General features: G+C 68.5%; 13 protein-coding genes. 8 read left to right on the forward strand and 5 right to left on the reverse strand.

The features are described 5' to 3' along the window. Positions 1-52 precede the first annotated feature (52 nt). Positions 53-583: a cytochrome C5 gene (locus WFJ97_RS09415; RefSeq protein ID WP_336641294.1), complete on the reverse strand. Its 531-nt coding sequence runs from the start codon at positions 581-583 to the stop codon at positions 53-55. 51 nt (positions 584-634) lie between these two features. Between WFJ97_RS09415 and WFJ97_RS09420 the strand changes: the two genes are divergently transcribed. The 3 genes from WFJ97_RS09420 (at position 635) to WFJ97_RS09430 (ending at position 4,787) form a co-directional block, all read left to right on the forward strand. Next, the gene (locus WFJ97_RS09420) at positions 635-2,788 is read left to right on the forward strand and encodes an alpha-galactosidase (RefSeq protein WP_336641295.1); all 2,154 of its coding nucleotides are present in this window, start codon (positions 635-637) and stop codon (positions 2,786-2,788) included. Positions 2,789-2,881: 93 nt separating this feature from the next. Continuing rightward, positions 2,882-3,889 carry an NADP-dependent oxidoreductase gene (locus WFJ97_RS09425; protein ID WP_336641296.1) on the forward strand — a complete coding sequence of 336 codons (1,008 nt, stop codon included), beginning with the start codon at positions 2,882-2,884 and terminating at the stop codon, positions 3,887-3,889. Between the two features lie 43 nt (positions 3,890-3,932). After that, positions 3,933-4,787: an alpha/beta fold hydrolase gene (locus WFJ97_RS09430; protein WP_336641297.1), complete on the forward strand. Its 855-nt coding sequence runs from the start codon at positions 3,933-3,935 to the stop codon at positions 4,785-4,787. A gap of 62 nt (positions 4,788-4,849) precedes the next feature. Here the strand turns inward: WFJ97_RS09430 and WFJ97_RS09435 are convergent, their stop codons facing one another. Continuing rightward, complete coding sequence (locus WFJ97_RS09435) at positions 4,850-5,560, reverse strand: SDR family oxidoreductase (RefSeq protein WP_247623886.1); 711 nt, start codon at positions 5,558-5,560, stop codon at positions 4,850-4,852. Between the two features lie 109 nt (positions 5,561-5,669). Between WFJ97_RS09435 and WFJ97_RS09440 the strand changes: the two genes are divergently transcribed. From WFJ97_RS09440 to WFJ97_RS09460, 5 genes are all read left to right on the forward strand, one after another. Beyond that, positions 5,670-6,269 carry a TetR/AcrR family transcriptional regulator gene (locus WFJ97_RS09440; protein WP_336641298.1) on the forward strand — a complete coding sequence of 200 codons (600 nt, stop codon included), beginning with the start codon at positions 5,670-5,672 and terminating at the stop codon, positions 6,267-6,269. A 237-nt stretch (positions 6,270-6,506) separates the two neighbouring features. Then, positions 6,507-6,893 (forward strand): PadR family transcriptional regulator, encoded by a 387-nt coding sequence (locus tag WFJ97_RS09445; RefSeq protein ID WP_336641299.1) that lies wholly within the window; start codon positions 6,507-6,509, stop codon positions 6,891-6,893. Between the two features lies 1 nt (position 6,894). Beyond that, positions 6,895-7,266 (forward strand): DUF1048 domain-containing protein, encoded by a 372-nt coding sequence (locus WFJ97_RS09450; protein ID WP_336641300.1) that lies wholly within the window; start codon positions 6,895-6,897, stop codon positions 7,264-7,266. Next, on the forward strand, positions 7,263-8,084 hold the full coding sequence (locus WFJ97_RS09455) for an ABC transporter ATP-binding protein (RefSeq protein WP_336641301.1): 822 nt from the start codon (positions 7,263-7,265) through the stop codon (positions 8,082-8,084). The genes WFJ97_RS09450 and WFJ97_RS09455 overlap by 4 nt, the downstream gene beginning before the upstream one ends. Next, entirely contained in the window at positions 8,081-8,848 is a 768-nt protein-coding gene (locus WFJ97_RS09460) for an ABC transporter permease (RefSeq protein ID WP_336641302.1), read from the forward strand. Before WFJ97_RS09455 ends, WFJ97_RS09460 begins: the two co-directional genes overlap by 4 nt. Positions 8,849-8,971: 123 nt before the next feature. Here WFJ97_RS09460 and WFJ97_RS09465 read toward each other — a convergent pair whose 3' ends face one another. The 3 genes from WFJ97_RS09465 to WFJ97_RS09475 form a co-directional block, all read right to left on the reverse strand. Beyond that, positions 8,972-9,889: a glycine betaine ABC transporter substrate-binding protein gene (locus WFJ97_RS09465; protein WP_336641303.1), complete on the reverse strand. Its 918-nt coding sequence runs from the start codon at positions 9,887-9,889 to the stop codon at positions 8,972-8,974. A gap of 73 nt (positions 9,890-9,962) precedes the next feature. Then, positions 9,963-10,952: an ABC transporter permease gene (locus WFJ97_RS09470; RefSeq protein WP_247624741.1), complete on the reverse strand. Its 990-nt coding sequence runs from the start codon at positions 10,950-10,952 to the stop codon at positions 9,963-9,965. Further along, complete coding sequence (locus tag WFJ97_RS09475; RefSeq protein ID WP_336641304.1) at positions 10,949-12,277, reverse strand: quaternary amine ABC transporter ATP-binding protein; 1,329 nt, start codon at positions 12,275-12,277, stop codon at positions 10,949-10,951. Before WFJ97_RS09475 ends, WFJ97_RS09470 begins: the two co-directional genes overlap by 4 nt. Positions 12,278-12,569 lie beyond the last annotated feature (292 nt).

Raw genomic sequence — 12,569 nt, forward strand, 5'->3', positions numbered from 1 at the left:
TCCGGAAGAAACCGGGTCGCTGAGCCTGTCGAAGCGTCCCGCGGCAAGAACCTCAGGCGTCGTCGCGGCTGATGTGGTCGAGCAGCGCGTCGCCCGAGGCGAAGGAGATCGTCTCGACGCCGTCGTCTTCGGCGACCTCGACGCCGTCGACCTCGAGTTCCTCGTCGAGCTGCACGAGGATGCGCGAGTCGGGGAACTGCCGCGGGGCGTCGAACGACACGAGCACGGCATCCGCGAAGACGACGACCGACGCGGCCTCCATGTCGTCGCGCAGGTCGATGCGCTCGCTGACCTCGGACTCGCCGACGGCCTCCTCGATGTCGGACGCCGCCTCGTCGACGATCGCGCGCCAGCGCTTCTCGGTGATCGACAGGATGCGCTCGACTCCCGCGACCAGCTCCTCGACGTCGGCCTCGGCATCCGCATCGCCGTCTTCGATCTCGGGGTCGATGTTGACGGTGACGTCGGTGCCGGCGGCCTCGAGGTGGGCGCGGCCGTGCACGATGCCGTCCTCGGCGACCGGTTCGTCGAGGTGGCCGCTCTCGATGACGGCGGCCAGGAGTTCGTCGAGTGCAGTGGTCATGTTCCCATCCTTGCCGACAACTCCTCGCTCCGGTCTGGCTATGATTAATTCATGTCGTCAAGTAACCCCGTTCCGGACAGCGCCGTTCCGGAAGCCACGCACCTGCGTAACGGAGGCGTGAGCCTCGTCGTCACGACCGACCCGTTCGGCGCCCCGACCATCGCGCACTGGGGTGCGCCGCTGACGGATGCCGACATCCCCGGCCTCCTCGCGACCGCCACCCCGGCCGTGATGAACAGCTCCCTCGACGTGGCCCGCTCGTTCTCGATCGCGCCCGGCCGCGCGCACGGATGGTCGGGCACCCCGGCGATCGAGGCGACCGCGGCGGATGCCGTGATCGACGGGTTCGCGCGGACGCGGACGGTGCAGACGGATGCCGCGAGCGCGAGCTTCGTGCTGGTGGATGCCCGCGCCACCGTCGAGGCGACGTTCACGTTCGCGCTCGACGAGGCCGGTGTGCTGCACTCCTCCGTGGTCCTCGAGAACATCGGCGCCGAGCATCCGGTCGACGTCGCCGCCGTGCGCTCGCTGCTGCCGCTGCCCGCCCGCGCCGCCGAGGTCGTCGATTTCACGGGCCGCTGGACGAACGAGAAGGTGTCGCAGCGCGCGGCGATCCACGACGGCACCTGGCTGCGATCGTCGCGTCGCGGACGCCCCGGCCACGACTCCTCGTTCCTGACACTGACCGGCACCGCGGGCTTCCGCTTCCGCTCGGGCGAGGTCTGGGCCGCCCATCTCGCGTGGGGCGGCAACCAGGAGATGCTGGTCGAGCGTCTGCCCGAGGGCGCCGGAGCCCACCGCTCGGTGCTCGGCGGCGGCGAACTCGTCGATGCGGGCGAGGTGCGTCTGCAGCCCGGCGAGACGTACGGCTCGCCCGAGCTGCTCTCGACCTGGAGCGACGAGGGGATCGACGGCGTGACCGCCCGGTTCCACGCGTCGATCCGGTCGCGCCCGAGCCACCCGAAGACGCCGCGGCCGCTGCTGCTCAACACGTGGGAGGCCGTGTACTTCGACCACGACCTCGACACCCTCACCGCGCTCGCGACGACCGCCGCCGAGCTGGGCGTGGAGCGGTTCGTGCTCGACGACGGCTGGTTCCGCGGACGCCGCGACGACCATGCGGGCCTCGGCGACTGGTTCATCGACGACGACGTGTGGCCCGAGGGGCTCGCACCGCTCTCGGCGCGCGTGCACGACCTCGGCCTCGAGTTCGGCCTGTGGTTCGAGCCCGAGATGGTGAACCCCGACTCCGACCTGGCGCGACAGCATCCGGACTGGCTGCTCGGCGAGAACCCGCTGCTCGCCTCGCGCCACCAGTTCGTGCTCGACTTCTCGCGCGACGACGTCGTCGACTACATCGTCGAGCGGCTCGATGACGTGATCACGCGCGCCCGCGTGGACTTCGTCAAGTGGGACCACAATCGCGACCTGCACGCCTCGCTCGACGCGCGCGGCCGCCGCCGCGTGCACGCCCACACGCTCGGGGTGTACCGCGTGCTCGACGAGATCCGTCGCCGGCATCCGCGTCTCGAGATCGAATCGTGCGCCTCGGGCGGAGGCCGCACCGACCTCGGCACCCTCGCCCGCACCGACCGTGTCTGGGCGTCGGACTGCAACGACCCGATCGAGCGCCAGAGCATCCAGCGCGGCACGCAGACGCTGCTGCCGCCCGAGCTGATCGGCGCGCACGTCGGCCCGACGGTCTCCCACACCACCGGTCGGCACGCGTCGTTCGCGTTCCGCGCCGCGACCGCCCTGTTCGGCCACGCCGGCCTCGAGTGGGATCTCACGACGGCATCCGACGACGACCGCGCCGCGATCGCCGCCTGGACCGCCCTGTACCGCGAGCTGCGGGGACTGCTGCACTCGGGCGTCACGGTGCGCGGCGACGACGTCGACCCCGGCAGCCTGCTGCACGGCGTCGTGAGCGCCGACCGCGAGGAGGCCGTGTTCGCGTGGGTGCGCACCGAGACCAGCGCGACCGCGCAGTCTCCGCGCGTACCGATCCCGGGTCTCGACCCCGCGGCGACGTACCGCGTGCGGGTGCGCGACGAGATCGGCGGAGCGCACCGCCACCAGGTCGCCGACCCGGCGTGGCTCGCGGCATCCGACCTCACCGTCACGGGCGCGGTGCTCGCGCAGGGCCTCCCCCTGCCGGTGCTGAACCCCGGTAACGCGCTGCTCCTGCACTTCACGGCCGTCTGACTCGCGGCATCCGAGCGATCTCGGATGCCTCTGCGTTGACAAGAAAACTGAGTTGACTCATAATTGAGTTAACTCGACCTTGGGAGACGCTACATGCGCGCGTTCGCGTTCGACACCTACTCACAGCCGCTGCACGAAGTCGCAGCGCCCGAGCCCGAACTCGGCGTGCGCGACGTGCTCGTGCGCGTCGAGGCGGCCGGCGTCAACCAGTTGGACGAGAAGATCCGCGCGGGCGAGTTCAAGGCGATCCTGCCCTCCCCGCTGCCCCTCGTCCTCGGTCACGACGTCGCCGGCACCGTGCTGCGCGTCGGGTCGGAGGTCACGGGATTCGCCGTGGGCGACCGCGTGTTCGCCCGTCCCCGCGACCAGCGGATCGGAACGTTCGCCGAGCGCATCGCGATCGACCAGGCCGACCTCGCCCCCGCACCCACGTCGATCAGCATCGTCGAGGCCGCATCACTGCCGCTCGTGGCGCTGACGGCATGGCAGGCACTCGTCGAGAGGGCGAACGTGCAGGCCGGTCAGAAGGTGCTCATCCACGCCGGCGCCGGCGGAGTCGGCTCGATCGCGATCCAGCTCGCGAAGCATCTCGGCGCGCACGTGGCCACCACGGCATCCGTGAAGAACGCGGACTTCGTGCGCGGACTCGGGGCCGACGTGGTGATCGACTACCGTACCCAGGACTTCGAGAAAGAACTCTCGGGTTACGACCTCGTACTCGACAGCCTCGGCGGTGAGAACCTCGAGAAGTCGCTGCGCGTCCTGCGCCCCGGCGGAAAGGCGATCGGGATCGCGGGGCCTCCCGACCCCGCCTTCGCTCGCGCGGCGGGACTCAACCCCCTCCTCCGCCTCGCGATCGCGGCGCTGAGCCGCAAGATCCGGGCGCGGGCGAAGAAGCTCGGCGTCGGCTACGAGTTCCTGTGGATGAGGGCCGACGGCTCGCAGCTGCGAGAGATCGCCGCGCTCGTCGACAGCGGCAGCATCCGCCCCGTCGTGGGCGCGACGTTCCCATTCGACGAGACCCCGCAGGCCCTGGCCGCGCTCACGCGCGGCGGCCTGCGCGGCAAGGTCGTCGTCACGGGTGCGGGTGCGGTCGCCTGACCCGCCCTCGCACCATCCAGAACGGACGAAGAGGAACTCGATCATGAGTGAAGACACCCCACCCATCACCTCCTACGCGCAGGCTCCGACCAGATCGATCACGGTCGGCGGCAAGAAGTTCGCGTACCGCGAGCTGGGCCCCACGGAAGATGTACCGGTCGTCTTCTTCGCGCATCTCGCCGCGACCCTCGACAACTGGGATCCGCGCATCGTCGACGCCATCGCCAAGACTCGGCACGTCATCACGTTCGACCAGCAGGGCGTCGGCGCGTCAGGCGGCACCGTGCCGCCCACGCTCGAGGAAGCCGCAGACGATGCGTATGCGTTCATCCGCCGGCTCGGCTACGACACCATCGACGTCTTCGGGTTCTCGATGGGCGGAATGATCGCCCAGGACCTGGTCGTCGCGCATCCCGAACTCGTGCGCAAGCTCGTGCTCACCGGCACGGGACCGCGGGGCGGAAAAGACATGGCCAAGGTCGTGGGTGTGACGTACTGGGACATCTTCCGGTCGGTCCTCACCAGATCCGACCCCAAGGAGTTCCTCTTCTTCAACCGCGACGCGGTCGGCAAGCGGGCGGGCAAGGCGTTCGTCGAGCGTCTCAAGGAACGCGCGATCGACCGGGATGCGCCCATCGGAAACAAGGCGTTCAGCACGCAGCTCACAGCGATCCAGCGCTTCGGCCGCTCCGCCCCGTCGGACCTGTCGGTGATCACGCAACCGACGCTCATCGCCAACGGCGACAACGACCGCATGGTGCCGTCGATCCTCTCCGAGGATCTGCACCGGCGCATCGCGGGGTCGGAGCTGATCATCTATCCGAACTCCGGGCACGGCGGCATCTTCCAGTACTGGGAGAAGTTCGCCCCGGTGGCCGCGAGGTTCCTCGCCGCCTGACGGCCTTCGGCACGCGAAAGAGGGCGCCACCGCTCGGTGGCGCCCTCTTTGCCGCGGAAGGCTCAGCCCTGCGCGAGCTGCGGGTAGACCACCTCGAGCGGAGCCGAGAGTCCGGCCTTGGCCTGCACCGAGGTCTGGTCGGCGAGAACCTCGTACCCGCCGGCCTCGAGCGTGTCGAAGATCTGGGTGACGAGGTCGGCGGGGTCGAGCTTCGGGCTGGTGGCGTGCGCCGCCATCGCGGTGTCGACGTAGCCGACGTGCACGCCGACGACCTGCACCCCGGCGGGCTGCAGCTCGAGCCGCAGCGAGTTGGTGGCCGACCAGAGGGCCGCCTTCGTCGCCGAGTAGATGCCGGCGACGGCGTACCACGACAGGGCCGAGTGGATATCGATGATGGCGGTCTCCCCGCCGTGGGCCGAGAGCAGCGGGGCGAAGGCCCGAGCGAGGAACAGCGGTCCGAGGAAGTTCGTCTCGACGTTGTGGCGGATCTCCTCGTCGGTGTGGGTGAGGATGCCGGGGGTGGGCGTCGAGGCACCGGCGTTGTTCACGAGCACGGTGACGTCGGATGCCGCGGCGACGACGGCCGCGATCGACGCCGGGTCCGTGACGTCGAGAGTGAGCGGAACGACGCGCGGGTCCGCCCACTCGCGGGGCTGGCGGGCGGTCGCATAGACCTTCGCGGCGCCCCGGGCGAGTGCCTGCTCGACGAGATGCGTTCCGATGCCTCCGTTCGCTCCGGTGACGAGGACGACGGCGTGGGTGAGGGAGGTCATCAGGACTTCTTTCGGCTCGTGGAACAATGATTCCTGTCGCTCGTGGCCCGCACGATCGCGACTAAACTCATAACTGAGCCTGGTCAGAATCTATTCCGAGGGGAGTCTCGTGCCCGCAGAGAGCGCACCCGTCGGAAGACGCGAACGGAACAAGCAGCAGAAGCTCGAGCGCATCGTGGCCGCGGCCGCCGAGCTCTTCTCCGAGCGCGGCGTCGACGAGGTGACGACGCAGCAGATCGCCGATGCGGCGGACATCGGCACCGGCACCCTGTTCCTGTACGCCAAGACCAAGGGCGAGCTCCTGTTGCTCGTGCAGAACTCGCACTACGCCGACGCGCTCGAGCGCGGCCGCGCGGCATCCGCCGATGCCCGCACGCCCCTCGACGGCATGATGGCGCTGGCGACGCCCATCATCGAGTGCAATCGGGTGCAGGTCGAGAACGGGCGCACCTACCTGCGCGAGATGGTCTTCGGCGACCCGACCGAACCGCATCACGCCGCGGCACTCGCCATCGTCGGGGAGACCGAGCAGGCTCTCGCCGAGACCCTCTCCCGCCTCGCAAGCATCCCCGCCGCCGAGGCCTCGGCCCTGGCGCGGGTGGTCTCGTCGATCATGTTCCTCACCATGGCGTCCAGCGATGCCGAGGTCGACGTCACGCAGATCGTCGAGGGCGTTCGCGGGCAGATCTCGGCGATCCTGCCCCGCTGACCCCCACCCGGGGCCTTTCGACGATGGGCTAGCGGGACCGCCGAATCGCTACCGGCGACGGGCTCGCCGTATGGGTCGATGGCCGCGGCGAACGTGTCGTTGGCGACGGCGCCGGTGCCGGCTCCGGTGTCTGACGATGCGTTCGGTATTCGGTGTTGCTAAGTACCGGTACCTAGTGTTACTTTGTACCGGTACCCAGCATCACTGAGTACCGACGATGAGAGGGAGGCGAACCCGATGGGCAAGCAGATGACCGAGATGCTCAAGGGCACCCTGGAGGGCATCGTGCTGGCGCTCCTCGCCGAGCAGCCGGCTTACGGATACGACATCACCGCACGCCTGCGCGAGCACGGCTTCACCGACACCGCCGAGGGCACCGTGTATGCACTGCTGGTGCGGATCGAGCAGCGCGGGCTCGTCGACGTCGAGAAGGTGCCCAGCGAGAAGGGGCCGCCGCGCAAGGTGTACACGCTCAACGCGCAGGGCACCCACGAGCTGGCGGAGTTCTGGAAGACCTGGAACCTGCTCGCCCGACGGATCGACGGCCTTAACCCCGCGATCGCGCCCGACACGGACGTCCCGAACGACACGAAGAACACCCACACCACGAACGAGGAGAACTGACATGGCTGCGAAGTGGATCGAAGCGCTCACCGGATCGCTCGAGCAGAAGAGGCAGTACCGCGACGCCAAGAAGCGGATCGACGCCCTCCCCGAGCCCTACCGCTCGGTGGCGAACGCCCAGCACCGCTACTCGATGTACTACGGCGGCATCACCGACGGCGACACCCTGGTGCAGATCTTCCTGGGCCTCGCCGACCTGTGGGAGCGCGCCGCGATCGACGGCACCCCGATCTCGGCGATCGTGGGCGACGACCCCGTCGAGTTCGCCGAGACCTACGCCGAGTCCTACGGCGGAGAGCAGTGGATCGACAAGGAGCGGGCGCGCCTGGTGAAGGCCGTCGACGAAGCGAGGGACGAGGAGAAGGAGTCATGACCGCAGCGATCACCGTCACCGGCATCGAGAAGTCCTATAAGGACCTCCACGTGCTGAAGGGCGTCGACTTCGAGGTCGAGGCGGGCAGCATCTTCGCCCTGCTCGGCTCGAACGGCGCCGGCAAGACCACCATGGTGCGCATCCTCTCGACGCTGCTGACGGCGGATGCCGGCACGGCGACCGTGCGCGGACACGACGTCGCGAGCGACCCGCTGAAGGTGCGCGAGACGATCAGCCTGACCGGCCAGTTCGCCGCCGTCGACGAGATCCTCACGGGGCGCGAGAACCTCGTGCTCGTCGCGAAGCTGCGACATCTGCCCGGCGCGGGACGGATCGCCGACGATCTGCTCGCCCGCTTCCGGTTGACGGATGCCGGTGGCCGGAAGGTCGGCACCTACTCCGGCGGCATGCGCCGCCGGCTCGACATCGCGATGAGCCTCATCGGCGACCCCGCAGTCATCTACCTCGACGAGCCCACCACGGGTCTCGACCCCGAGGCCCGGCTCGAGGTGTGGCAGGTCGTGAAGGACCTCGCGCACACCGGCACCACCGTGCTGCTCACCACCCAGTACCTCGACGAGGCCGAGCATCTCGCCGATCGCATCGCGATCCTGCACGAGGGCCGCATCATCGCGAACGGCACGCTCGCCGAGCTGAAGGCACTGCTGCCTCCCGCGAAGGTCGAGTACGTCGAGAAGCAGCCGACGCTCGAGGAGATCTTCCTCTCGCTGGTCGGCCCTCCGACACACAAGGACTGGGTCGCTGAGCCTGTCGAAGCGTCCCACCCCGAAGCATCCACGAAGGAGGACCGCTCATGAGCACGCACTTCGTCGCCGACACGGCGACCCTCACCGGCCGGTCGATGCGGCACATCTTCCGCAGCGCCGACACCATCATCACCACGGCGGTCACCCCGATCGCCCTGATGCTCCTGTTCGTGTACGTCTTCGGCGGGGCTCTGCGTCAGAGCACCGGCCAGGAGAATTACGTGAACTATCTGCTCCCCGGCATCCTGCTCATCGCGATCGCGTCGGGCATCGCCTACACGGCGTTCCGTCTGTTCACCGACCTGCAGAGCGGCATCTTCGAGCGCTTCCATTCCATGCCGATCGCCCGATCGAGCGTGCTGTGGGCGCACGTGCTCACCTCGCTCGTCGCGAACGGCATCACCCTGGCGATCATCTTCGGCGTCGGGTTCCTGATGGGTTTCCGCACCGGGGCCGGCGTCGGGGCATGGTTCGCGGTCATCGGCATCCTGCTGCTGTTCACCCTGGCGCTCACCTGGCTGGCGATCATCGCCGGGCTCAGCGCCAAGACGGTCGACGGGGCGAGCGCGTTCTCGTACCCGCTGATCTTCCTGCCGTTCATCAGCTCGGCCTTCGTGCCGACCGACACGATGCCCGGGCCCGTGCGCTGGTTCGCCGAGAACCAGCCGGTCACGTCGATCGTGAACACGATCCAGGCGCTGTTCGCCGGCGAGCCCGTGGGGTCCGAGATCTGGGTCGCCCTCGCCTGGTGCGTCGGCATCCTGATCGTCGCGTACGCCTTCGCGATGCTCGCCTACCGCCGCAAGGTGCGGTGACCCGAGGCATCATCGTTCCGGCGGAGAAAACACCGATGGGCGGAGGATTCGAGAAGAATCCTCCGCCCATCGGCGAGAAATCCGCCCATCGCGTTGCAGCGCGGGGCGAGACAGAGCGTCAGATCAGCTGACGACCCAGTCGAAGTCCGCGCCGTGCTCCTCGAGCCACGCGTCGACCGCTTCGGCTTCCTTGCCCTCGCCGTACTCGTTCACGACGAGGTCCTCGAGCGAACCGTACTGGGCGTCGTCGAGCTTGATCTGCTCGATCAGCTCCGCGGCCTCGGGGAACTCCTCGGCGAAGCCCTTCGTTCCCAGGAAGTGCAGGGCCTCGGGGTCGCCCATGGCACCCTTCGGGTCTTCGAGGTCCTTGACGGGGAAGGCGTCGTTGGCCCAGAACGGACGCCACAGCGTCACGACGATGTCCTCCTGCTTGTCGGTCGCCGACTTCAGCTCGGTGAGCATCGCGGCGGTCGACGAGGTGACGAGCTCGTACTCGCTGTCGAGGCCGTACTCGGGCAGCATCGACTGGGTCTGCGCGGTGAGACCGGCACCCGGCTCGATGCCGTAGATCTTGCCGTCGAGCTCTGCGCCCTTGCCGACGAGGTCCTCGATCGAGTTCAGCTCGGAGTACTCCGGAACCGCGATCGTGAGCTTGGCGTTGTCGTAGTACGCGCCGAGGTCTTCGATGTCGTCGCCGTAGGTGTCCATGTAGGACTTGTGGGTGAGCTCGGGCCAGGCCGACGGGTAGATGTCGACGTCGCCCTGCGCGAGGCCGGTGTACAGCGGGCCGGCCTCGGTGAGCGTCTTCATCTCAACCGTGTAGCCGATCTTCTCGAGCTGGTCCTGCAGCAGGTACGCGGTGCTCAGACCGTCGGTCCACGACGGCAGGAATCCGAGCGTGATCGTGCCCTTGTCGCCCGAGCCGGCGTTGCCGCTGTCGGAGCCGCCTCCGGTGCCGCCCATGCCGTCGCCGCTGCAACCGGCGAGGGTCAGGGATGCTGCGGCGCCGATCGCCGCGATGGTCAGGAGCTTCTTCTTCATGTGTATCTCTCTCGTCACGTATGGATGTGTGCTGTGTTGCGGGTACTGCAGTGGTGCTTCGGAAGGGAAGACGTCAGGCGGTGGTCACCGGGGCGCGGTGCGGGGAGGCCACGTGGCGCTCGGCCTCGTCGGCGGCATCCGTCGCGTCCGTCGAACCGGACGACGAAGCGGATGCCGTGGCACCCCGCTGCTTCGCCTTGCGACGCGCGAGCATGCCGAGCAGCGACGACGGGTTCTCCCCCAGCGTGCCCAGCGCCGCGGTCACGCGGTCGAGGAAGACGGCGATGAGCACGACGCCCAGGCCGGCCTCGACGCCCTTGGCGATGTTGATGGTCGAGATCGCTTCGACGACGAGCTTTCCGAGGCCGTCGGCGCCCGCCATACCGGCGATGACCGCCATCGACAGGGCGAGCATGATGACCTGGTTGACGCCGGCGAGGATGGTCGGCATCGCGAGCGGCAGCTGGATGCCGCGCAGGATCTGCCCCGGCTTGGCGCCGAAGGCCTGCCCGGCCTCGACGGTCTCGGAGTCGACACCGCGGATGCCGAGCTCGGTCAGTCGCACACCCGGAGGCAGTGCGAAGATCACGGTCGCGACGAGGCCCGGCACGACGCCGATGCTGAAGAACACGATCGCGGGGATCAGGTAGACGAAGGCGGGCATCGTCTGCATGAAGTCGAGCACCGGCTTGAGGATCGCACGCACGGTGGCGTTGCGGGCCGACCAGATGCCGAGCGGGATCGCGATGACGACGGCGATCACGGCGGCGACGAGCACCAGCGCGAGCGTCTGCATCGCGGGCACCCAGAGGTTCATCGCGACGATCAGACCGAACGACACGACCGTGCCGATCGCGAGCTGCCACGAACGCACCAGCCACGCGATGAGCGCGGCGATCACGATGATGACGATGAAGTGCGGGCTGAGCAGCGCGCGCGTCAGACCGTCGACGAGGAACGAGACGACGAACGAGATCGCACCGAGGAAACCGTCGAGGTTGTCCTTGATCCAGTCGACACCGGCAGCGACCCACGTACCGAGGGGAATGCGGAAGTCCATCAGCGCACCTCCTCACTCGTGGGGGCGTCCCCGTAGACCTGGGTCCCTGAGCCTGTCGAAGGGTCCGCCGTCCAACCGTCGTCGAGCACGGCGTCGATCTCGGCCTGCGGCATCGGCAGCAGGGGAAGCGTGAGCTCGCCCGTCGCACCGGGGCCGGGGCCGAGGGCCGCGAGCAGGGTCACGCGCGGGATGACACCGGCGAGTCGGCCGGCGGCATCCGTCACCGCGAGGGGCAGCGGCGACTCGACCGCGGGCACGAACAGATTCATGAGGACCTCGTCCTCGCTCACGCTCTGCGGCACGGGCTTGATGATGTCGTGCAGGGTCGAGGTGCCCTTGCGCACGAGCTTGACGGCATCCCGGTCGGTCACGATGCCGACGAGCTGGCGGTCGCGGCCGACGACGTAGGTCGCCGACATGTAGGCGTCGCGCATCTGGCGCAGCGCGGTGCGCGGGCCGGCTCCCTCGGCGACGACGGGGCGCGGACGCTCCATCACATTGCCGGCGGTGAGCACGCGGGCACGGTCGACGTCCTGTACGAACTGCTCGACGTAGTCGTTGGCCGGGTCGGTGAGGATGTCTTCCGGCGTACCGATCTGCACGATGCGGCCGTCGCGCATGACCGCGATCCGGTCGCCGAGGAACATCGCCTCGTTGAGGTCGTGCGTGATGAACACGATCGTCTTGTGCAGCTTCTGCTGCAGTTCGAGCAGCTGCTCCTGCATCTCGCGGCGGATGAGCGGGTCGAGGGCGCTGAACGCCTCGTCCATCAGCAGGATGTCGCTGTCGGCGGCGAGCGCGCGGGCGATGCCGACGCGCTGCTGCATGCCGCCCGAGAGCTCGGAGGGCAGCTTCTCGCCCTGGCCCTCGAGGCCCACGAGCGACAGGATCTCCTCGGCCTTCGCGAGGCGCTCGGCCTTGGCGACGCCCTTGAGCTCGAGCGGGTAGGCGACGTTCGCGGCGACCGTGCGGTGCGGCAGCAGGGCGAAGTGCTGGAAGACCATCGACACGCGGTCGCGGCGGATCTCGCGCAGACGCGACGCCGGGATGCCGGTGATCGGATCGCCGTTCACCGTGACGGATCCGTCGGTGGCGGGGTGCAGCCCGTTGAGCATGCGGATGATGGTGGACTTGCCGGAGCCGGAGAGCCCCATGATGACGAAGATCTCACCGCGGTTGACGGTGAAGCTGGCGTCGATGACGGCGGCGGTTCCCGCCTCGGCGACCTGCGTTCGGCTCTCGCCCGCCTTCAGCCGGCGGACGGCCTGGTTCGGATTCTTCCCGAACACCTTGAAAAGATTGCGCGCTTCTAGAACGGTTTCGGACACGTTTCCCCTGCGACTCGCCTTCGGGTGGCTGAGCCTGCTTCGGTTACGCCCGGGTGATGCTCTCGAGGCCGTTCGACATGTCTGCTGTGGCGGCACGGACGGCGGATTTCGGATCCACCGCGATAGAGCAACGACCGTACGTCCACGCCTCTTCGCAGCACAGCACATCGAAAGAAGGACGTGGTCGCGGACTGGTCTTCGGGCCGTCAGGCCCACAGACCAACGTAACGAAATGGCCGGTCAGGGGCAAATCCGGTCTATCGGCATACTCATAGAATCGCGTGCTGACCGG

The sequence above is a fragment of the Microbacterium sp. USHLN272 genome (genome assembly GCF_037149655.1).
In the GTDB taxonomy this organism is placed as follows: Bacteria; Actinomycetota; Actinomycetes; order Actinomycetales; family Microbacteriaceae; genus Microbacterium; species Microbacterium galbinum.

What these genes read in the sequence shown, in the direction of transcription:
- WFJ97_RS09455 (WP_336641301.1), top strand. Translation starts at nt 7,263, where the DNA reads ATGACCGCAGCGATCACCGTCACCGGCATCGAGAAGTCCTATAAGGAC.
- WFJ97_RS09450 (WP_336641300.1), top strand. Translation starts at nt 6,895, where the DNA reads ATGGCTGCGAAGTGGATCGAAGCGCTCACCGGATCGCTCGAGCAGAAG.
- WFJ97_RS09435 (WP_247623886.1), bottom strand. Translation starts at nt 5,560, where the DNA reads ATGACCTCCCTCACCCACGCCGTCGTCCTCGTCACCGGAGCGAACGGA.
- WFJ97_RS09415 (WP_336641294.1), bottom strand. Translation starts at nt 583, where the DNA reads ATGACCACTGCACTCGACGAACTCCTGGCCGCCGTCATCGAGAGCGGC.
- WFJ97_RS09425 (WP_336641296.1), top strand. Translation starts at nt 2,882, where the DNA reads ATGCGCGCGTTCGCGTTCGACACCTACTCACAGCCGCTGCACGAAGTC.
- WFJ97_RS09445 (WP_336641299.1), top strand. Translation starts at nt 6,507, where the DNA reads ATGGGCAAGCAGATGACCGAGATGCTCAAGGGCACCCTGGAGGGCATC.
- WFJ97_RS09420 (WP_336641295.1), top strand. Translation starts at nt 635, where the DNA reads ATGTCGTCAAGTAACCCCGTTCCGGACAGCGCCGTTCCGGAAGCCACG.
- WFJ97_RS09430 (WP_336641297.1), top strand. Translation starts at nt 3,933, where the DNA reads ATGAGTGAAGACACCCCACCCATCACCTCCTACGCGCAGGCTCCGACC.
- WFJ97_RS09465 (WP_336641303.1), bottom strand. Translation starts at nt 9,889, where the DNA reads ATGAAGAAGAAGCTCCTGACCATCGCGGCGATCGGCGCCGCAGCATCC.
- WFJ97_RS09460 (WP_336641302.1), top strand. Translation starts at nt 8,081, where the DNA reads ATGAGCACGCACTTCGTCGCCGACACGGCGACCCTCACCGGCCGGTCG.